Annotated in this window: 22 protein-coding genes; 10 read left to right on the top strand and 12 right to left on the bottom strand. The window is 69.9% G+C overall.

All coding sequences use genetic code 11. The features are described 5' to 3' along the window. Positions 1 to 87 precede the first annotated feature (87 nt). The 5 genes from E0W80_RS18215 (at position 88) to E0W80_RS18195 (ending at position 4,136) form a co-directional block, all read left to right on the top strand. A complete protein-coding gene (locus E0W80_RS18215; RefSeq protein ID WP_131494431.1) occupies positions 88 to 1,062 on the top strand; it encodes an ABC transporter ATP-binding protein in 975 nt (324 codons plus the stop codon). Between the two features lies 1 nt (position 1,063). Continuing rightward, positions 1,064 to 1,819 (top strand): ABC transporter permease, encoded by a 756-nt coding sequence (locus E0W80_RS18210; protein ID WP_047522701.1) that lies wholly within the window; start codon positions 1,064 to 1,066, stop codon positions 1,817 to 1,819. A gap of 28 nt (positions 1,820 to 1,847) precedes the next feature. After that, the gene (locus E0W80_RS18205) at positions 1,848 to 3,050 is read left to right on the top strand and encodes a histidine kinase (RefSeq protein ID WP_047522703.1); all 1,203 of its coding nucleotides are present in this window, start codon (positions 1,848 to 1,850) and stop codon (positions 3,048 to 3,050) included. 2 nt (positions 3,051 to 3,052) lie between these two features. Next, positions 3,053 to 3,676: a response regulator transcription factor gene (locus tag E0W80_RS18200; protein ID WP_131494432.1), complete on the top strand. Its 624-nt coding sequence runs from the start codon at positions 3,053 to 3,055 to the stop codon at positions 3,674 to 3,676. 85 nt (positions 3,677 to 3,761) lie between these two features. Then, positions 3,762 to 4,136 carry a VOC family protein gene (locus tag E0W80_RS18195; RefSeq protein WP_047522708.1) on the top strand — a complete coding sequence of 125 codons (375 nt, stop codon included), beginning with the start codon at positions 3,762 to 3,764 and terminating at the stop codon, positions 4,134 to 4,136. Here the strand turns inward: E0W80_RS18195 and E0W80_RS18190 are convergent. From E0W80_RS18190 to E0W80_RS18180, 3 genes are read right to left on the bottom strand one after another with little or no spacing between them, the layout of a single operon-like run. Continuing rightward, positions 4,133 to 4,522 carry a VOC family protein gene (locus tag E0W80_RS18190; protein ID WP_131494430.1) on the bottom strand — a complete coding sequence of 130 codons (390 nt, stop codon included), beginning with the start codon at positions 4,520 to 4,522 and terminating at the stop codon, positions 4,133 to 4,135. The genes E0W80_RS18195 and E0W80_RS18190 overlap by 4 nt on opposite strands. 26 nt (positions 4,523 to 4,548) lie before the next feature. After that, entirely contained in the window at positions 4,549 to 5,403 is an 855-nt protein-coding gene (locus E0W80_RS18185; RefSeq protein ID WP_131494429.1) for a PhzF family phenazine biosynthesis isomerase, read from the bottom strand. A gap of 27 nt (positions 5,404 to 5,430) precedes the next feature. Continuing rightward, positions 5,431 to 7,080, bottom strand: a complete 1,650-nt coding sequence (locus tag E0W80_RS18180; protein ID WP_131494428.1) for a thiamine pyrophosphate-binding protein — start codon at positions 7,078 to 7,080, stop codon at positions 5,431 to 5,433. A gap of 162 nt (positions 7,081 to 7,242) precedes the next feature. Between E0W80_RS18180 and E0W80_RS18175 the strand changes: the two genes are divergently transcribed. Continuing rightward, positions 7,243 to 7,752, top strand: a complete 510-nt coding sequence (locus E0W80_RS18175) for a phosphoribosyltransferase (RefSeq protein ID WP_047522748.1) — start codon at positions 7,243 to 7,245, stop codon at positions 7,750 to 7,752. 7 nt (positions 7,753 to 7,759) lie between these two features. On the opposite strand, the gene E0W80_RS18170 is transcribed toward E0W80_RS18175, so the two are convergent. The 8 genes from E0W80_RS18170 to E0W80_RS18135 form a co-directional block, all read right to left on the bottom strand. Beyond that, entirely contained in the window at positions 7,760 to 9,283 is a 1,524-nt protein-coding gene (locus tag E0W80_RS18170; RefSeq protein ID WP_131494427.1) for an ATP-dependent DNA ligase, read from the bottom strand. A 76-nt stretch (positions 9,284 to 9,359) separates the two neighbouring features. Further along, complete coding sequence (locus E0W80_RS18165) at positions 9,360 to 10,130, bottom strand: enoyl-CoA hydratase/isomerase family protein (RefSeq protein ID WP_131494426.1); 771 nt, start codon at positions 10,128 to 10,130, stop codon at positions 9,360 to 9,362. Positions 10,131 to 10,143: 13 nt separating this feature from the next. Further along, the gene (paaE, locus tag E0W80_RS18160) at positions 10,144 to 11,307 is read right to left on the bottom strand and encodes a 1,2-phenylacetyl-CoA epoxidase subunit PaaE (protein ID WP_131494425.1); all 1,164 of its coding nucleotides are present in this window, start codon (positions 11,305 to 11,307) and stop codon (positions 10,144 to 10,146) included. Between the two features lies 1 nt (position 11,308). Continuing rightward, positions 11,309 to 11,803 carry a 1,2-phenylacetyl-CoA epoxidase subunit PaaD gene (gene paaD, locus E0W80_RS18155; protein WP_047522724.1) on the bottom strand — a complete coding sequence of 165 codons (495 nt, stop codon included), beginning with the start codon at positions 11,801 to 11,803 and terminating at the stop codon, positions 11,309 to 11,311. Next, entirely contained in the window at positions 11,797 to 12,648 is an 852-nt protein-coding gene (gene paaC, locus E0W80_RS18150; RefSeq protein WP_131494424.1) for a 1,2-phenylacetyl-CoA epoxidase subunit PaaC, read from the bottom strand. Before paaC ends, paaD begins: the two co-directional genes overlap by 7 nt. Continuing rightward, a complete protein-coding gene (gene paaB / locus E0W80_RS18145) occupies positions 12,645 to 12,950 on the bottom strand; it encodes a 1,2-phenylacetyl-CoA epoxidase subunit PaaB (protein ID WP_029262355.1) in 306 nt (101 codons plus the stop codon). The genes paaC and paaB overlap by 4 nt, the downstream gene beginning before the upstream one ends. Further along, positions 12,950 to 13,924 carry a 1,2-phenylacetyl-CoA epoxidase subunit PaaA gene (paaA, locus tag E0W80_RS18140; RefSeq protein ID WP_131494423.1) on the bottom strand — a complete coding sequence of 325 codons (975 nt, stop codon included), beginning with the start codon at positions 13,922 to 13,924 and terminating at the stop codon, positions 12,950 to 12,952. The genes paaB and paaA overlap by 1 nt, the downstream gene beginning before the upstream one ends. An 85-nt stretch (positions 13,925 to 14,009) precedes the next feature. Beyond that, positions 14,010 to 14,429 (bottom strand): pilus assembly protein CpaE, encoded by a 420-nt coding sequence (locus E0W80_RS18135; RefSeq protein ID WP_131494422.1) that lies wholly within the window; start codon positions 14,427 to 14,429, stop codon positions 14,010 to 14,012. Between the two features lie 60 nt (positions 14,430 to 14,489). Here E0W80_RS18135 and E0W80_RS18130 point away from each other — a divergent pair, with 60 nt between their 5' ends. Further along, entirely contained in the window at positions 14,490 to 16,613 is a 2,124-nt protein-coding gene (locus E0W80_RS18130; RefSeq protein ID WP_131494421.1) for a DEAD/DEAH box helicase, read from the top strand. Positions 16,614 to 16,647: 34 nt separating this feature from the next. Here the strand turns inward: E0W80_RS18130 and E0W80_RS18125 are convergent, their stop codons facing one another. Then, positions 16,648 to 17,415 carry an IclR family transcriptional regulator gene (locus tag E0W80_RS18125; RefSeq protein WP_047522738.1) on the bottom strand — a complete coding sequence of 256 codons (768 nt, stop codon included), beginning with the start codon at positions 17,413 to 17,415 and terminating at the stop codon, positions 16,648 to 16,650. Positions 17,416 to 17,573: 158 nt separating this feature from the next. Between E0W80_RS18125 and dhaK the strand changes: the two genes are divergently transcribed. The 3 genes from dhaK to E0W80_RS18110 form a co-directional block, all read left to right on the top strand. Beyond that, positions 17,574 to 18,566 (top strand): dihydroxyacetone kinase subunit DhaK, encoded by a 993-nt coding sequence (gene dhaK, locus E0W80_RS18120; protein ID WP_047522754.1) that lies wholly within the window; start codon positions 17,574 to 17,576, stop codon positions 18,564 to 18,566. Next, positions 18,566 to 19,207: a dihydroxyacetone kinase subunit DhaL gene (gene dhaL / locus E0W80_RS18115; protein WP_131494420.1), complete on the top strand. Its 642-nt coding sequence runs from the start codon at positions 18,566 to 18,568 to the stop codon at positions 19,205 to 19,207. Before dhaK ends, dhaL begins: the two co-directional genes overlap by 1 nt. Further along, positions 19,207 to 19,950, top strand: a 744-nt coding sequence (locus tag E0W80_RS18110; RefSeq protein WP_131494419.1) for an HPr family phosphocarrier protein, incomplete at its 3' end; no start/stop codon positions are given. The genes dhaL and E0W80_RS18110, both read left to right, overlap by 1 nt.

Below are 19,950 nucleotides of genomic sequence, written 5' to 3'. Positions count from 1 at the left end.
GGACGGGGCGTGGACATGACACGTGTCATGTCCAGGAGATGACACTGCCCTCCGGACTCGGTTGCCGTGACGGGCGAGGCTGGAGGCATGAACAACTCCTCCGTGGACGAGTCGGCGACGCGGGTCACCGCGCGACCGGCATCCGAGGTCCCGAACGATGATCCCGTGGTGCTCGAACTGCGCGCCGTGAAGCGACACTTCGGCGTGGGCGACCGCCGCGTGCAAGCGGTCGACGGCGTGGACCTGTCGATCCGACGCGGTGAGGTGGTCGCGCTGCTCGGCCCCAACGGCGCGGGCAAGACGACCACACTCGACATGCTGCTCGGACTCACCGAACCCAGCAGCGGTACCGTGCGGGTGCTCGGTGTCACGCCCGAACGCGCGACGTCGAGTGGGGCGATCGGGGCCGTGCTGCAGACCGGCGGCCTGCTCGGCGACCTGACCGTGGGCGAGACCGTGCGCCTCATCGCCTCCTTGCACGGATCCGACGCGCTGGGACGGGTTCCCGAGGTGATGGCTCGCGCCGATCTGGATCACCTCTCCCGTCGCCGCGTCGCGAAGTGCTCCGGCGGCGAGCAGCAGCGGGTGAAGTTCGCGCTCGCGATGGTCTCCGACCCCGACATCCTCGTGCTCGACGAGCCCACGGCGGGCATGGACGTCACCGCGCGTCGTCACTTCTGGGACGTGATGCGGGCGGATGCGGATGCCGGTCGCACGATCATCTTCGCCACCCACTACCTCGAAGAGGCAGAGCAGTTCGCACGCCGGACCGTGGTGATGCACCGCGGCACGGTCGTCGCGGACGCTCCCACCGCGCTGCTGCGTGCAAGCCTCGGAGAGCGCACCGTGTCGGCGACCGTCGCCGAGACCTCGACGACCCTCGTCGCCACGTTGGTGGCCACGGAGGGCATCGCGGACGTGCGCCTGGACGGTGACCGGGTGAGCCTGCGGGCCGCGGACTCCGATGCCGTCGCCCGCCTGCTCCTCGACCACGGCGCTCACGATCTCGAGATCGCCGCTCCCACCCTCGAAACCGCCTTCACGGCGCTGACGGAGAACTGACATGCTCGTCTCACCCACCATGCTGCGCATCGAAGGCGTCCGCCAGCTGCGCAATCCCTACACGCTCGCGTTCACTCTGGCCATGCCGGTCGCGATGTACCTGCTGTTCGGTGCCGGGATGGGCTACGGCTCCCTGTCGGCCGGCAACGGCAACGTCTCGTTCTACGTGATGACGTCGATGGCTGCCTACGGCACCGCCGTGGCGATGAGTTCGCTCACCTCCCTCGCCGCGACCGAGGCGAAGCAGGGGTGGGGGCGCCAGCTGGCGATGACCCCGCTCACCACCGCCGGCTACGCGGTGACCAAGCTGCTCACCGCCGTCTCCTTCGCGACTCTGGCCCTGCTGGCGGTCTTCACCGCAGGCATGATGACGGGGGCACAGGTCGAGGATGCCTGGCGCTGGGTCGCGACCGCCGGCATCATCCTCGGGATCGGCTTGATCTACGGACTGTTCGGCCTCGGTGTCGGGCTCTTCTTCAGCTCGGACTCTGCGGCGGCGCTCGCCTCCATCTCGATGACGTTCTTCGCGTTCTTCGGCAACGTCTTCATGCCGCTCGACGGTGTGATGCTCGACATCGCTCGGTTCACCCCGCTGTACGGTTTCGTCGCGCTGAGTCGCTGGCCGCTCACGGAGGGCGTGCTCACCACGGGGCAGACCGATGAACTGTGGATGCTGTTCCTCAACGTCGCCGTGTGGCTCGCGCTGTTCGTCCTGCTGGTGACGATGGGAATCAAGCGCTCGCGGGCGCGCCAGTAGCGGTGCGCACCGACAGTAGGTTGGACGGATGACGCAGCACACGAATCCGGATCGCCCGGAGTCACCGGGGCCCTCCCACGAAGCCGCGACCTTCGCGGCGGCGGGTGCGGCCCCGGCGGCCTGGTCGGCTCCCGGCGCACGCCGCGCCACCGGGAAGGACCCGTGGGCGCGGTTCGGCTGGCTGATGGCCGTGATCTGGCTCGTGTTCCTCGTGTACCCGGTGATCGCGCTGGTGCACTCCGAGGCGGCACCGGCCTGGGTCGTCGTCGGCTGGATCGCTCTGTTCGTCTTCGTCGTCCTCTACATCACCGGCTTCATCCACGGCATGCGCGGGGGCGGGGGACTGGGACGCCCACCGTCGAGGCGGCAGTGGGCCACCTTCGCCGCGCTGATCGGTTGCGCGCTGATCTCCGTCCCGGCTGAGGGTGGATCGGCCCTGAGCTTCCTGCCGTTCATCATGTCGTTCGCCTCCTATGGCCTGACCCGTGTCTGGCACTGGATCACGACGATCGGCGCCGTCGTGGTCACCGTGGCCTGCGTCTTCCTCATCCCCGGCGGCTTCACCTACCTCTCCGTGCTCGCCATCGTGGTCCTGCTCGGTGTCGTGAACACCGTGTCGACCTGGCTCATCATCCGTTCCGCGGAGGCGGAGCGACTCGGCCTCGAGCTGGCGACCAGCGAAGGACGCGAAGCCGTCGCCCGCGATGTGCACGACCTGATCGGCCATTCGCTGACGGTCGTCGGGCTCAAGGCGCAGCTGGTGCGGCGCCTGATGGACTCCGATCCGGAGCGGGCGAAGGTTGAGCTCGCCGACATCGAGCGACTCACCGCCGAGGCGATCGCGGGTGTGCGCTCGACGGTGGCGGGAGCGCGTGCGACGACGCTCGTGGAGCAACTCGCGTCGTCGCAGGATTCCTTCCGCGCGGCCGACATCGAGGTGCGAGTCGACGGTGAGCCCGGCGCGCTGTCTCCCGCCCAGGCGCTCACCGCGAGTTGGATCCTGCGCGAGGCGACCACCAACACGCTCCGCCATTCGCGGGCGCGCACGGTGCTCGTACGACTCGCGCCCGGACGCATGATCGTGGAGGACGACGGGGTAGGCATCAGCGGGAGCGAAGGGAACGGCATCCACGGAATGCGCGAGCGCGCGGCGGCCGCGGGCGCAGGATTCGTCATCGGGCCGGCGGGTGCCTCCGGAGGCTCCGGCACACGGGTGGAGGTGACGTGGTGAGCATGTCGCAGGACGGCCGCACGATCCGTCTGCTGATCGCCGACGATCAGGCGCTGGTGCGCGGGGCGCTCGGAGCCCTGCTGGATCTGGAGCCCGACCTCGACGTGATCGGCATGGCCTCCGAGGGAGCAGAGGCGGTGCGGCTCGCGACGGAGCTGCGACCGGATGTGTGCCTGATGGACATCCAGATGCCGGGGATGGACGGTGTGGAGGCGACGCGCCGCATCCGCGAGGCGAGTGCCGGGACGCGGGTGCTCGTCGTCACGACCTTCGCCCGACCGGGCTACCTGCGCTCGGCGTTGGACGCCGGGGCGAGCGGCTTCATCGTGAAGGACACCCCGGCCGAACAGCTCGCGGAGGCTGTGCGTCGGGTGCATGCAGGGCTTCGCGTGCTCGATCCCGTGCTCGCGGCGGACAGCCTGTTCGAGGGAGCCAACCCGCTGAGCGATCGGGAGCAGCAGGTGCTCCGCCTCGCGGCGGACGGACGCTCAGCGGCGGCGATCGCCGCCGAGGTGTTCCTCTCCGCGGGCACGGTGCGCAACCACCTGTCCGCGGCGATCGGGAAGACCGGGGCGGGCAACCGGGCCCAGGCGGTGCGGATCGCACTCGACAAGGGATGGATCTGACGATCCGGACCCCGCTCTGCGGCGATGTCGGTGCCCGCGCGTACCGTGGATGCCGACGGGCTAAGGCGCCCGAGAGGAGGGTGTGATGGACTGGAAGATCGAACTCATCTTCGTGCCGGTGACCGATGTGGACCGGTCGAAGGCCTTCTACGAAAAGGTCGGCTTCCACGCGGACTGGGACCAGACTCCGGTCGAAGGACTCCGCTTCGTGCAGATGACGCCGCCCGGATCGGCATGCTCGATCGCTTTCGGCACGGGGCTGGGCATCGACCTCGAGCCCGGGAAGCAGAACACGATCCAGGTCGTGATCCCGGATGCGGACGAGGCCCTTGCTCACCTGAAGGGGCTCGGTGTCGAGGCGCGAGGGGTCGACGAACTCGCGTGGGGGCGTTTCGTGTCCTTCGACGATCCCGACGGCAACTCCTGGACGCTGCAGGAGCTTCCCGACTACGGCGCCTAGCGTTCCGCGACCACCTCGATCTTGAACCCGGAGGCGTTTTCGAGCCATCCGGCGTAGTGCTGGTCTCCGCCCGCGTGAGGGTAGCGGTCTGCGTAGAGCGGGCGCCAACCCCGGTCGGCTGCCTCAGCCATGATCGCGTCCACATCGCTCCGGGCACCACCCTGGAACGCGAGGTGGTTGAGTCCCGCGCGTCGGCGGTCGTGCACCGCATCGGAGAGGTTCGGCGAGGTCGTGAGGGTGAGGTAGGCGCCACCACCGGTCCAGGTTTCCCCCTCGGTCCACGCGTCTGCCCTCGTGAAACCGAGCCTGGAGAGGATCCAGCCCCACTCTGATCGAACGGCATCGAGGTCGGCGATCCACAGCTCGACGTGATGGAGTCCCGGCATCTTCCGAGTCTGTCAGAGTGACCGCGTCACTCGATGCGGGTGGCGCCTCCGGAGACGACGATGCCGCCCCGCTCCGGGATCGTGACCAGGAGTTCGCTGGGGCGCCCGACGTGCGCGCCCTGGCGGATGCGTGTCGTGGACAGGGGGACACCTCGGTGCCTCAGATACGCTCCCGTCGCTGCGGCCGCGGAACCGGTAGCCGGATCCTCGGTGATGCGTCCGACCGGGAACAGGTTCCTCGCCTCGATCTCGGCGGGGTCGTCGGCATGGAGCACCGTCACTGTCCCGAGCCAGCCCTGATCCCGCATGAGGGCGGCGACGTCGGCCGGGGCGAAGCGGAACTGATGGAACAGCTCCCGGTCCGCCAGGAAGACGATCGGATGCCAGTTGCCCGCGAACGCCTCCTGCACCGGGAATCGCGGATCCAGGTCGGAGGGGAGGAGCCCGAGCAGCGCCAGCAGCCGGTCGCGCACGCCCACTTCGAGATCACGCACCTCCGGCTCCACGCTCGTGAACGACACGGTGACGGTTCCGTTCGCATCCGTCTCCGACTGCAGCGTCACCCTCCCCGCCGCGGTGTCGAAGACCACGGTTCCCGGCCCATCCCGTTCAGCGAGAGCAACCGCGGTCGCCACGGTCGCATGACCGCAGAAGGGCACCTCTGCAGCCGGGGACCAGTACCGCACCCGAACCCGAGGTGCGCCGTCGTGTGAGTCGGTGCCCACCAGGAACGCCGTCTCGGAGAACCCGACGTCCGCGGCGATCCGCTGCATCGTGTCGTCGTCGAGGGCGGATGCGTCGAGGACGACTCCGGCGGGGTTGCCGCCGCCGGGCGTGGCCGCGAAGGCGCTGTATCGCAGAACCTGCGTGTGATCGGGCATGGCGAGGAGCCTACTGGACCGCCGTGGTCAGGAGTTCACGCGGATGATCTCCTGCTGGTACGGGGCGATGACATCCCCGGAGATGCGCAGGTCGAGCAGCAGGAACCGACGCGACGAGGGGTCTTCGGCGGTCCATGCCTCGAGTCGATCGAGGTCGGCGAGGGTGCGCACGACGACACCTTCTGCGCCGACGGCGGCACCGAAAGCCGCGAAGTCGACCTCCGGGATGCGCATCGGGGCCTCTGCCAGCCCCTTGAGGCCGTACAGGTTCACCTCGGCACCGTACGCCGCATCGTTCCACACGACGGCCATCCCCCGGCCGCCGGCTGCGCGGACCGCGGATTCCAGGTCGGCGATCGCCATCAGTCCGCCGCCGTCCCCGGAGGTGAGGACGATGGTCGACTCGCGCCGTGCCAGGGCGGCACCGACGACGCTCGGCCAGCCTTGACCGATCGACTGGAATGCGGTGCCGACCATCATCATGCGATCGGGCGCGGCGACCGGCCAGTACATGTTCGCCCATCCGATGAAGTGCCCGCCGTCGGAGACCACGATCCGATCTTCGGGGAGCATCTCGGCGATGCGCCGCGCCGCGGAGCGCGGGTCGAGGCGCCCGTCGGGGGCGAGGTCGTCCCCGTCGTCGTAGGCGCGGGCGGAGGCGACATCGACGCTCTCCCGCCAGGGGGCGGCGATCGTGGTCGTGCCGATGCGGTCCACGAGTGCTTCGGCAGCGAGTCGCGCGTCCGCGCGGACGAAGCCGCCGACGTGTGCGTGCGTCGCCGCGGGTGCGATGTCGATCTGGAACACCGTCGTGCCCGGCGCGAACAGCTCTCCGAATCGCATCGTGAACTGGTTCAGTGACGCGCCGAACACGACGGCGACGTCGGCAGTGTGAATCAGTTCCATCGCGCCGTCCGCACCGAAGCCGCCGGTCACACCCAGGTCGTACTTCGTCTCGGGGAACACTCCACGACCGAGGGCGGACGACGCGGTCAGCGCGCCGGTGGCCTTGGCGAGCTCGCCCAGGGCCGTGCTCGCGCTGGAGAGCCAGGCGCCGCGGCCGGCGAGCAGGAACGGGCGTTCGGCGCCGGCCAGGGCGGCGGTGATCTGGTCGAGCATCCCCTCGGCGAACTCCCCGCGCGGGGCGAGCGGCGCTGGAACGCGCGGCGACGGAGCAGCGGGCACCTCCCCGGCTTCGAGAGAGGCCACGTCATAGGGGATCGCCAGCACGACGGGAACCCGATACGTGAGGGCGTGCTCGATCGCGATGACGGTGGTGGCCGCGGCGTCCGCACGACCGACGGTATACGTGCGCGCACCGACGGCCGAGGCGAGCGCGATCTGATCGACGTCCCACGGACGGGGACCCGAGGTGGGTTCATCGCCGACCACGAGCACGAGCGGCACGTGCGCCTGCACGGACTCGGCGAGGGCGGTGAGCGTGTTGGTGAAGCCGGCGCCATACGTCGAGGTGCCCGCGGCGATCCGCCCGGATGCGCGGAAGTGGGCATCGGCGGCGACCACGGCGCCCTGCTCGTGGCGGACGGCGGTGAACGTGGCCTCCGTCTGCTTCTCGAGCGCATCGAGGAAGTAGGCGTTGCCGTTTCCCATCACCCCGAAGACGGCGTCGATGTGCTGGGCGAGGGTGAGGGCGACGTGCGCGGACACGGTGGGCATGCGAAAGCCTTTCGAGACAGGGACGGAGGAACTGCGGGATCCGTATGTGTCTCGCCTCCGCGTCGTCGTGGAGTGCTTCGTGCCTCTTTTTCAGGCACCGGCGTGGCCGGACCCGCCCATTCTACCGGCGGAGGGTGCCGGCCGATGCGGGAGAATGCTCAGATGACAGATGCATCGATCGAGCGCGAGACGCTCACCTGGGATGGCTTCGGAGCGGCGACGCGTGATCTGGCACGGGACATCCTCGCCAGCGGCTTCGAGCCGGAGGTGGTCGTGGCCATCGCGCGGGGCGGTCTGCTTCCGGCCGGTGCCATCGCCTACGGTCTCGGTGCGAAGAACTGTGGTGCGATCAACGTCGAGTTCTACACCGGGATCGGCACGGTGCTCGATGCGCCCGAGGTGCTTCCGCCGGAGCTCGACATGGCGTACCTCGACGGACGCCGGGTGCTGCTCGTGGACGACGTCGCCGACTCCGGGCGTACGCTCGCGCTCGCCGTGCAACTGCTGAAGGACAAGGGTGCCGACGTGCGGTCCGTCACGATCTACACCAAGCCGTCGACCATCATCCAGCCCGACTTCGCCTGGAAGGACACCGACCTCTGGATCAACTTCCCGTGGTCTTTCCGCGGCACCGTGCGCGAAGAGGATCTCGGGCTGGCGCCCTCGGCCTGATCGCGCGTCACCCGCGCAGCAGCGCCCGAAGCGCCTGGATCGTGTCGGCCTCACCCGGCGACTTGTCGTCCCGGTACCCCTTGACCCGCGCGAAGCGCAGGGCGAGACCCCCCGGATAGCGCGGGGAGCGCTGCACGCCGTCGATCGCGATCTCCACGACGATCTCCGGGCGCAGGAACACGGTCGAGGCCGTGCGGTGCGACTCGTGCTCGGGGAAGTGCTCGGTCTGCCACTTCAGCAGCTCATCGGTGAGGCCCTTGAACGTCTTGCCGACCATGACGAACCCGCCGGGGTCGCCGAACTCGCCTTCCGGGTCGCGGGCGCCCAGGTGCAGGTTCGACAGCCAACCGCGACGGCGGCCGGAACCCCACTCCGCGCCGAGGACCACCAGATCGAAGGTCAGCACGGGTTTGACCTTGACCCACGACTTGCCTCGGCGACCGGCCGCGTAGGGGGCGTCGATCGCCTTGACCACGACTCCCTCATGGCCCGCGGCGAGGGCGTCGCGCGAGAGACGCTCGGCGGCCTCCGGATCGGCGGTGACGAGCCCGGGCATCCGCCACTCGCCGGCCACGCGTTCCAGCTCTGCCAGCCGCACGGAGAGTGGCTCGTCGAGCAGGTCGCGCCCATCCACGTGCAGCACGTCGAAGAACCACGGCCGTAGCACGAGGTCTCTCGACACCTCGGCCCCGAACCGCGACATCGTCTCCTGGAACGGGCGCGGCCCTCCGTCTTCATCGAGCGAGAGCGTCTCGCCGTCGAGGATGACATCGTTCACCGGAAGCGCACGCACGATCTCGACGAGCTCCGGCACACGGTGCGTGATGTCGGCCAGACTCCGGGTGTAGACGCCGACGTCGTCTCCCTGACGGTGCACTTGGATGCGGGCGCCGTCGAGCTTGTACTCGACCGACGCCTCACCCGTGATCTCGAGCGCCGCAGTCGTCGTCGCCGCCGTCGCCGCGAGCATCGGGAGCACGGGGCGCCCGACCTGCAGTCCGACGGATTCGAGGTCTTCTGCGGTTCCGGTGAGGGCGATGCGGGCGGTCTCGCCGAGGTCGCCCGACAACATCGCCGCGCGGCGCACGACGGCGGCCGGACGGTCGGAGGCCCGCGCGATCGCATCGAGGAGCACTCCCGACAGGGCCCCGGTGCGCAGCTCGCCGAGCATCGCGCGAACCAGGAAGTCCCACTCCGAGGCCGTGGCGCGCGCAGCCAGATCGACGAGGATCCCGGTGCGGGCGGCGGCCGAACCGGAACCGGAGGTCGCGGCCAGCACGTCGAGCGCGGCATCGACGTCGCCGACGCTCAGCAAGGGATCGTCGGCATGCGTGATGTCGAGAGCCGTGAGTCCGCGCCATCCGACGCCGAGCCGGCCCTGCCGCGGCGAGGCGAGCAGCAGTCCCATCAGCGCGGGCAGCTCGGATGGATCCGCGCGCGCGAGCAGCTCGGCCAGGGCGTCGGTCTTGGCGAGCCGGGACGACGTGGCCCCGACGCGATCGGCTGTGGTGACCAGCTCTGCGAGCATCATCTGGGCATTCTCGCACCGGCGTCCGACATCGGTGCCGGTCGGTCACGACGTTCCGAGTCCGCGCTGACCGGCGCGCTCAGTACCCGCGGAACTCCGGCTTCCGCTTCTCCTGGAAGGCGGCGAACCCTTCGCGATAGTCGGAGGTGTCGCAGAGGGCGGCCTGCGCGGCGTTCTCGATGCCCACCGCATCCCACAGCGTGAGCCGCTCGTCTCGGATGCGGGCGACCAGCTCCTTGCTCGCGAGGAAGGCTGCGGTGGCTCCGCGCGCGGCGGCGGCAGCGGCATCGGTCGTCGCCTGCACGACCTCGTCGTCGGGGAAGGCGCGCGAGAAGAGGCCGGACGCCACGGCCTCGGCCCCGCTCATCAGGCGCCCCGTGTAGATCAGGTCGAGCGTCTTGTGCGCACCGAGTCGGTCGAGGAAGAGCGCGTGGCCGCCGGAGTCCAGCGTCGCACCGAGCGCCGCGAACGGGGAGCCGACCTTCGCTGACTCGGCCACGTACACGACATCGGTCGCGATCAGGAGACCGAGCCCCACGCCGAGGCAGGCGCCGTGGGCGACCGCGAACGTCGGGGCGGGGAACCGGGACATCCGTTGCAGCAGCGGCGTCACGAGGCCGCCGAGGTAGCCGAGCACGTCGTCGTCCCGGGGGTCGACCCCGGAGATGTCACGGCCGGCGCAGAAGGCGCGCCCCTCTCCGCGGAGCACGAGCGCCCGCACACCTGCGCCTTCCGCCTCGATGTATGCGGATTCCAGTTCGGCGAGGGCCCGCTCGTCGAGCGCATTCAGCTTCGACGGCGCGTTCAGCACGATCGTCGCGACGTCGTCGGCGATGGTGAGGTCGATCATGGAGGCCTCCGGGTCAGACGTCGTAGTCCACGACCACGCGGTCGCTGGTCGGATGGGACTGGCAGGTGAGCACGAATCCGCGCTCGAGTTCGTCGGGCTCCAGGGCGTAGTTCTCGGTCATGGTGACGCTGCCCTCGAGCACCCGGGCGCGGCAGGTCCCGCAGACGCCGCCTGCGCAGGCGAACGGGGCATCGGGGCGCACGCGCAACGCCGCGTTGAGCACCGACTCATGCGCATCCACCGGACTCTCCACGGTCGAGGAGACACCGTCGAGGGTGACTTCGATGCGTACGGTCTTCTCACCGGCACGCACCTGCACCGGCCGGGCCGCACGTGCCGGTTCGTCACCGGTCGTGAACAGTTCGAACCGGATGTGGGAGCGATCGACTCCGACGTCGGCGAGCACCTCGCGACAGAGATCGACCAGGGCGAGCGGCCCGCACAGGAACCACTCGTCGACGGTCGACGGCGGGATGAGCGTGCCGAGGATCGTGCGGAGCTTCTCTTCGTCGATCCGCCCGGAGAGCACCGGGGCCGCGCGCTGCTCACGGGACAGCACGTGGTGCAGCACGAGCCGGGTCGGGTAGCGGTCCTTGAGGTCGGCGAGGTCTTCCAGGAACATCACGTCGAGCGTCGCCCGGTTCGTGTACAGCAGGGTGAACCGTGACGAGTCGGACCGGTTCAGCACCGTGTGCGCGAGCGCCATCAGCGGCGTGATGCCGGAACCGGCGGCGATCCCCACCACGTGACGGTCATCGAGGTCGTCGAGCGCCGAGGTGAAGGTGCCCTGGGGGCTCATCACGTCGATCTCGAATCCGGCGTGCAGGCCGGTCTGGGCCCAGGTGGAGAAGAGCCCGCCCTCGTCACGCTTCACGGCGACGCTCAGCCGGGTGTCCTGTCCGTCGTCACGGTGCTCCGGGGCGCGGCACAGCGAGTAGGAGCGCCGCACCTCGGTGCCGTCGAGCGTCGTGCGCAGCGCCACGTACTGACCGGGAAGGTGGTCGTACTCGTCTGCGAGGGCCGCCGGCACGGTGAAGGTCACCTCGACCGAGTCGTCGGTGAGCGGACGCACGTCTTCGACGACGAGCGTGTGGAACCGGGCGCGCGTGCGGGGTGCGGCGGCGCGGGGCTCAGCTGCGCGCGGAACGGGCGGCGGAGCGGAGGTGAAGAGCGACATGTCAGTGCACCTTGAAATGGTCGAAGGGCTCGAGGCAGGCACGGCACTCGAACAGCGCCTTGCACGAGGTGGAGCCGAAATGCGAGACCTCACGGGTATCGAGCGAGCCGCACCGGGGGCAGCGCACGCTCAGCGAGACGCGGATGGGGCCGGTCGACACGGCGGCGCGGCCGGAGGGCGGCGCGATGCCGTATTCCGCGAGCTTGGTCTTGCCGGCATCCGTCATCCAGTCCGTCGTCCAGGCGGGGGAGAGGACCAGGCGCACCTCGACCTCGTCGAAGCCGGCCGCGGTGAGGGCGAGCACCACGTCGTCGCGGATCGTGTCCATCGCGGGGCACCCGCTGTAGGTCGGGGTGATGTCGACGTGGACCCGCGTGCCGTCGACCTCGACCGCACGGAGCACGCCGAGGTCCTCGATCGTGAGGACGGGCACCTCGGGGTCGGGGACGGCGGCGGCGATGCGCCAGGCAGCCTGCGTCGGAGTGAGCGTCACCATGTCGCCCCCGGATGCCGTCGCGCGAGCACCTGCATCTCGGCGAGGATGTGACCGAGCGGGGTGGTGTGGGCGCCGTGCCTCCCGCCGGCCGAGGACGGCATGACGGCAGGGATCGACAGTTCCGCCTCGGCGAAGACGGTGTCGACCACGCCGTCGAAACCGGCACGGAGACTCGACGGACGCACGGCCGCAGCGCCGAGCCGGTCGATCAGGTCGTCGTCGCGGAACAGCTCGTCGACATACGGCCAGACATCCCCGAGTGCCCGGATGATCCTGGCGCGCGACTCCTCGGTGCCGCCGGCGAGGCGCAGGACCCACTGGACGGCGTGATCGCGATGGTAGTCGACCTCTTTGAGGGACTTCTCGGCGATCGCCGCGAAGGTCTCGTCGCTGCTGGCGCGCAGTGCGGAGTAGAGCTCGAACATGAAGGTGGCGACGACGAACTGCCGGGCGATCGTCTGGGCGAAGTCACCGTTGGGCTGCTGCACGATCCACGCACAGCGGAACTCGGGCTCATCGCGGAAGAAAGCGAGCTCGTCTTCGCTGCGGCCGTCGTACGACCCCGCGTAGTGGAGGAAAGACCGCGCGTGGCCGAGGAGGTCGAGGGCGATGTTGCCCAGCGCGACATCCTCCTCCAGCTCCGGTGCCCGGGAGATCCAGGCGCCGAGCTGCTGCGACAGGATGAGCGCGTCGTCGCCGAGGCGGAGCGCGTACTCGGCGATGTCGGCGGAGGCGGCGATCGCCCCGGTGCCCGAGAGCTCCTGCGAGAGGCGGAGCTCGTCGACCGAGACGTCGCCGTGGACGTCGATGTCCTCGTGCGCGGTTTCCGGGTGCGGGGCGCTCACAGGTGCGGCACTCCCTCTGAAGCCGTGTAGTACACGGCGTGCCGGTAGTTCTTGCCGGCCGGGCTCTCGAAGTAGGCGCCCTTGGCGTCGGGGTCGCTCGTGGTGATCGCCTCCGCCGGTGCGACCCAGATCGAGACGCCCTCACCTCGGCGCGTGTACAGGTCGCGCGCGTTGCGGATCGCCATCTCGGCATCCGGCGCATGGAGCGATCCGACGTGCACGTGGCTCAGCCCGCGGTTCGCGCGGACGAACACCTCCCACAGCGGCCACGGCTCCCGCTCGTCCGCTCCCGGCGTCGCCATCACGCCACCGCCTTGGTCTTCAGGGACTGCTTGCGTGCGTACTCCGCCGCGGCCTCACGGACCCATGCGCCCTCTTCGTGTGCCGTGCGTCGGCGTTCGAGGCGCTCGGCATTGCACGGGCCGTTGCCGCGCACGACCTCGAAGAACTCGTCCCAGTCGATCTCGCCGATCACGTACTGGCCGCTCTCCTCGTCGAAGCGCAGGTCAGGATCGGGCAGGGTCACTCCGAGGATCTCGGCCTGAGGCACGAGCATTCCGACGAAGCGCTGGCGCAGCTCGTCGTTCGAGAACCGCTTGATCTTCCACTTCATCGACTGGGCCGAGTTGGGGGACTGGTCGTCGGGCGGTCCGAACATCGCGAGACTCGGCCAGTACCACCGGTTCACGGCGTCCTGGGCCATCTCGCGCTGCTCCTCGGACCCCTGCATCAGGGTGAGCAGGATCTCGAAGCCCTGCCGCTGGTGGAAGGACTCCTCCTTGCACACGCGCACCATCGCACGGCCGTAGGGGCCGTAGGATGCGCGGCACAGCGGCACCTGGTTGCAGATCGCGGCACCGTCGACCAGCCAGCCGATCGCGCCCATGTCGGCCCAGGTCGGAGTGGGGTAGTTGAAGATCGAGGAGTACTTGGCCTTGCCGCTGATGAGCTGATCCATCATCTCGTCGCGGGTGGTACCCAGGGTCTGGGCGGCGGAGTACAGGTAGAGACCGTGGCCGGCTTCGTCCTGGACCTTCGCCATCAGGATCGCCTTGCGCTTCAGACTCGGGGCGCGGGTGATCCAGTTGCCCTCGGGCTGCATGCCGATGATCTCGGAGTGCGCGTGCTGCGAGATCTGACGGACGAGGGTCTTGCGGTAAGCGTCCGGCATCCAGTCGCGCGGTTCGATGCGCTGTTCGTTCGCGATGAGGTCGTCGAAGAGACGCTCCTCATCGGAGAGGTCGCCCACCAGGGACAGGTCTGCGGGACTGGTCATCGTCGACTCCTCAACATCCGGTCATCTTTACTGACCGATCGTTAGGTAATTCTGACACAGAGGAGCATCGGATTCAAGACGGTGCTCAGTGCGAGCGCGAGATCAACGCGAGTAGTGCGCGCCCGTACGCCTCGGCCGGATCCGGATGCTCGAACGAGAGCGCGGCGTCGGCGATCTCGATGTCGACGCGGAAAGCGTCGTCGAGGCGCACCAGCGCGCGGAACGTGCCACGCAGCAGCTCGCGCAGCTGGTCCTCCCTCGGCAGCCACACGGCGTCCGCCAGCGTGACCGCATCGAGCGCCCACTCCGTCGTGCCGTTGAACGCCAGATCCGTGCCACTCGGCGTCTGTCGGGCCTCGATCGTCATCTCGCTGACCGTGAAGACGTCGGCCTCGGCCTCGAGTTCGACCTCGTCCGGCAGATCGAGCTGGAAGCGGTCGCCCTCGGCGGGATGCCAGACGAGCCCGGCCTCTCGCAGGGTGACGGCGAGCTCGCGTGTGATCATCTCCCCACGCTAGACGACGGGACCGCCGACCGTGTCGGCGGCGTGGGGCAGAGTGGGGACATGACCTCCTCCGTCTCCGCCGACACCCGCGAGCCCGCACTCGCCGCCCTGCGCGAACTGGTCGGCCGCCCCGACGCCGATTTCCACGACGGCCAGTACGAGGCGATCGAGGCCTTGGTCGAGGCGCGCCGCCGGGCGCTCGTGGTCCAGCGCACGGGGTGGGGGAAGTCGGCGGTGTACTTCGTCGCGACGCTTCTGCTGCGCAGGCAGGGGGCCGGACCGACGGTGCTCGTCTCGCCGCTGCTGGCACTCATGCGCGACCAGATCGCCGCCGCCGAACGGGCCGGCGTCCGGGCCGTCGCGATCAACTCCACGAACGCCCATGAATGGACCGACGTGCTCGCGCAGCTCGACCGCGACGAGGTCGACGTGCTGCTGGTCTCACCCGAGCGGCTCAACAATCCCGCGTTCCGCGAGCAGCAGCTCCCCGCGCTGGTGCGTCGCATCGGCATGCTCGTGGTCGACGAGGCGCACTGCATCAGCGACTGGGGGCACGACTTCCGTCCCGACTACCGACGCCTGCGTGACCTCATCGCGCAGATGCCCGCCGATGTGCCGGTGCTCGCGACCACCGCCACGGCGAACAGCCGCGTCGTCGCCGACGTCGCCGAGCAGCTCGGCGCCCTCCAGCCCTCGGGTGAAGCGGCCGCCGAACCGGTGCTCACGATCCGCGGACCGCTCGCGCGCACATCGCTGCGGTTGGGTGTGCTGCGCCTGCGCGACTCGACGAGCCGCCTCGCCTGGCTGCTGAGCCACCTCGATGACCTCCCCGGCTCCGGCATCATCTACACGCTGACCGTCGCGGCCGCCGTCGACACCGCCCGCCTGCTGCGCGACCACGGTCACGACGTGCGCGCCTACACCGGGCAGACCGACACCGAGGAACGCGCCGAATCCGAAGGCCTGCTCAAGCGCAACGAGGTCAAAGCGCTGGTGGCCACGAGTGCGCTGGGGATGGGGTTCGACAAACCCGATCTGGGTTTCGTGCTGCACCTCGGTGCTCCGTCGTCACCCGTGGCGTACTACCAGCAGGTCGGCCGTGCCGGTCGTGCGAGCGAGAGCGCCGACGTGCTGCTGCTGCCCGGCGTCGAAGACCGCGACATCTGGCACTACTTCGCGACGGCGTCGATGCCCGACCGTGAGCGCGCGGAGCGGGTCATCGGCGCCCTCGGTGACACACCGATCTCGACACCGGCGCTCGAGGCGATGGTCGACATCCGCCGCACGCCTCTCGAACTGCTGCTCAAGGTGCTCGATGTCGACGGAGCGGTCCGGCGCGTGCAGGGCGGGTGGGTGTCCACCGGCGAACCATGGAGCTATGACGCGGAGCGCTACGAACGGATCGCCGCCGAGCGTCTCGCCGAGCAGCAGCACATGATCGAGTACGAGCAGACCGACGGGTGCCGCATGGAGTTCCTGCAGCGGGCGCTGGACGATGACACGGCTGCGCCCTGCGGGCGGTGCGACAACTGTGCAGGCGGATGGTTCCCGAAGGAGGTCGGGGAGTCCGCGAGCTCGCAGGCCGCGGAGTCCCTCGACCGGGTGGGTGTCCCGATCGAGCCCCGTCGTGCCTGGCCGACCGGCGCCGACCGGCTCGAGGTGCCGGTCAAGGGGAGGATCCCCGCCGACGAGCAGGCGAGCGAGGGGCGGGCGCTGGCGCGCCTCACCGATCTGGGTTGGGGAGGGGCTCTGCGCGAGATCTTCGCCGCGGGCGCCCCCGACACCGAGGTCACTCCTCAACTGCTCCAGGCGTGCATCCGCGTGCTCGCGGGGTGGGAGTGGGCCGAGCGGCCGGTCGCCGTCGTCGCTCTGCCGTCGCGCTCGCACCCCGTGATGGTCGATTCGCTCGCCCGCGGTCTCGCCGAGGTCGGGCGCCTGCCGTACCTCGGCGCGCTCGAGCCCCTCGGCGGCGGTCCCTCCGGCGGACCGGGCGGGAACAGCGTCTTCCGTCTCGCCGGACTCTGGGATCGCTTGAGCGCTCAGCACCTCGAGGTGCCGTCGGGGCCCGTGCTGCTCGTGGATGATCTGGTGGACAGCCGGTGGACGATGACGGTCGCGGCCCGCGTACTCCGACAGGCCGGGGCGACCGAGGTTCTGCCCTTCGCGCTGGCGCTGCGCGGATGACGCGGGCCTGTCGGCGGCGGTCAGTCGGCGGCGGTCAGTCGTCGGCGGGTGCGACGCGCGGCGGCCAGGTGGTGGCACCGAGTTCGCGTGAGATGTTGCGGGCCGTCTCGCGGAGGGCGTTGAGGATCGCGTCCGAGGCCGGGGTCTGCGAGGTGGGCAGCACCACGGCGACGGCCGCGACGATGTCGTTCGAGGCATCGGCGACCGGTGCGGCGAGCGAGGATTCCCCGAGCACGGCTTCGTCGAACTCACCGGCGGTCCCGCGCTCGGCGATCGACGGCAGCTCCAGGGTCAACCGTGCGACATCGGTGATCGTGTCGCCGGTGAGGCTGCGCAGTGGCTGTTCGAAGACGCTCTGCTGGAAGCCCTGGTCGTAGGCGAGCAGCACCTTGCCCATCGCCGAGGCGTGCGCGGGGATCGCGACCCCGGTCTCCAGCATCTGCTGGCTGTCGTCGGGGCGCAGGTTGTGGTGGATCACGAGCACATCGGTGAAGTGCGGGGCCCCCAGCCGCACCGAGAGGTTCGTGCGCCGTGCGAGTTCCTGCGTCCAGCGCATCGCCCGCGCGCGCACATCCAGGGTGTCGAGGTACACGTTGCTCAGGCGCAGGAGCGTCGGCCCGAGCATGTAGCGCTGGCCCCCGCGCTCCTTCGCGACGAGCCCGTGCGCGCGTAACGACTTGACGATCCCGTGCACGGTCGACGGCGGCAGGCTGAGCGCTGCAGCGAGGTCGGTGATGCCGAGATGGCGTGCCCCTTGGAGCAGTTCGAGGATCTTCGCCGCGCGGTCGATCGCCTGGATCACGGGGAGCCCTCCTTCCGGTGCGTCGTCGAGCCGGTGTCAGTGCAGCCGGGCTTCACGAATGATCTTGACAACCCGGCTGGCTCCGAGCATATTCGACATTAACGAATTCCTTTCGGATTTTGCGAAAGAGACCACGAAGGATCAAAGGAGATCGAATGATGAAGAAGCTCATCAACGCCCCGCAAGATGTTCTCGTCGAATCTCTGAGAGGGGTCGCGCTCGCTCATCCCGAGCTCTCCGTCGACCTCGAGAACCACGTGATCACTCGCGCGACGCCGAAGGCACAGGGCAAGGTCGCGATCGTCTCCGGGGGCGGCTCCGGTCACGAGCCGCTGCACGGCGGCTTCGTCGGAACCGGGATGCTGGATGCCGCGGTCGCCGGAGAGGTGTTCACCTCCCCGACGCCGGACCGCGTGCAGGTGGCCACCAAGGCCGTGGATCGCGGGGCCGGTGTGCTCCACATCGTGAAGAACTACACGGGCGACGTGCTGAACTTCGAGATGGCCGCCGAGCTCGCCTCGATGGAGGGGATCGAGGTCGGCAGCATCACCGTGGACGACGACGTCGCGGTGCAGGACTCCCTGTACACGGCGGGGCGTCGCGGTGTCGGTCTGACCGTGCTGCTCGAGAAGCTCGTCGGAGCCGCTGCGGAGGAGGGCCGCGATCTCGCCGCCGTCGTCGCGCTGGCCGAGAAGATCAACGGGCAGGGCCGCTCGATGGGCATGGCGCTCACCAGCTGCACCGTGCCCGCGGCAGGGAAGCCCACCTTCGATCTGCCGGACGACCAGATGGAGATCGGCATCGGCATCCACGGCGAGCCGGGCCGTCACCGTGAACCGCTGGCTCCCGCGGCGGACATCGCGCGGCAGCTCGTCGAGCCGATTCTCGCCGACCTCGACGCCACCGGCCCCTCGATCGTGATGCTCAACGGCATGGGCGCGACACCCCTCATCGAGCTCTACCTGATGTACGGCGAGGTGGCGGCGATCCTCGAGAAGTCCGGGGTCCAGATCGCTAGGAACCTCGTGGGCAACTACATCACCTCGCTCGACATGGCGGGATGCTCGGTCACCGTGCTCAAGGCGGACGACGAGCTGCTGCGTCTGTGGGACGCGCCGGTCAACACCCCCGGTCTGCGGTGGGGCGCCTGATGGCTGCTGTCGACACCGCCGTCCTCGCCGACTGGGTCTCGCGGTTCGGCACGGCCGTCACCGAGAAGCGTGACTGGCTCACGGAACTCGACTCGGCCATCGGCGACGCCGATCACGGTGCGAACATGGCCCGAGGGATGAGTGCCGTCGGCGAGAAGCTCGCAGGGGGCGCACCCGGAACGATCGACGAGCTGCTGAAGACGGTCGGCATGACCCTGGTGAGTTCCGTCGGTGGGGCCAGCGGACCGCTCTACGGCACCTTCTTCCTGCGGATGGGGATGGCTGCGGGCGCGGTGTCCGAGCTCGACGGCCCTGCCCTCGCGACCGCGCTGCGTGCGGGGCTCGACGGCATCGTCGCGCGGGGCAAGGCCGAAGCGGGGGACAAGACGATGTTCGATGCGATGGCACCGGCCGTCGACGCGATGGACGCCGCGCTCGCTGAGGGCTCGACCGTCGCGGATGCCGTCACCGCCGCGGCCGATGCCGCCGAGAAGGGCCGAGACGCCACGTTGCCGCTGGTCGCACGCAAGGGACGGGCGAGCTATCTCGGCGAGCGCAGCGCCGGTCACCTCGACCCCGGGGCGGCGTCCACGGCGATCCTCTTCGACACGCTCGCCGCGGCGGTCGCGGGCAGCGCCTGATGATCGGTATCGTCGCCGTCTCCCACAGCGCACGGCTCGGGGAGGCGGCACTGGAGCTTGCCCTGCAGATGGTCCAGGGGCCCGCTGTGCGCGTGCGGGTGGCCGCGGGCGCGGGCGTGGACGGCGACGGCGTGCCGGTCCTCGGAACGGACGCCGTGGCGGTGGCCGCGGCGATCGATGAGCTGGCTGCGGACTGCGAGGGAGTCCTGGTCCTGATGGACCTCGGGTCGGCGGTGCTGAGTGCGGAACTCGCGCTCGAACTGCGCGCGAGCGACGTGCCGGTCCGGCTCGCTCCCGCGCCGTTCGTGGAGGGGCTGCTCGCCGCCGTCGTCTCGGCCGCGGCGGGGAGCGACCTGGATGCGGTGGCGTCCGAGGCGACCTCCGCGCTCGGGGCGAAGACCGGGCAGCTCGGGGTCCCGGACGACGCCACGCCCGCACCCGATTCCGCGGCGGATTCATCGGATGCTGCGTCGTCCTCCGCGGTCGAAGACGCAGGCGAGGCGCTCGTGCGTCGTGTGCGGGTGCGCAATCCGCAAGGGCTCCACGCACGCCCCGCCGCCCTGATCGCCGAGGCGTCCGCAGGGGCGGAGGTGCGGCTGCGACGACTTCCCGACGGACCCGATGCGTCGGCGGCGAGCCTCTCGCGTCTCCTCGTCCTCGGTGCGCGGCAGGGCGATGAGATCGAACTGACGGTGAGAGGGGCGCAGGCCGCCACCGTGTCGGAGCGGCTGTCCGTGCTGTTC

The sequence above is a fragment of the Microbacterium sp. PI-1 genome (assembly GCF_004337555.1).
GTDB lineage: Bacteria > Actinomycetota > Actinomycetes > Actinomycetales > Microbacteriaceae > Microbacterium > Microbacterium aurugineum.
This window is presented reverse-complemented; position numbering and strand designations above follow the sequence as displayed.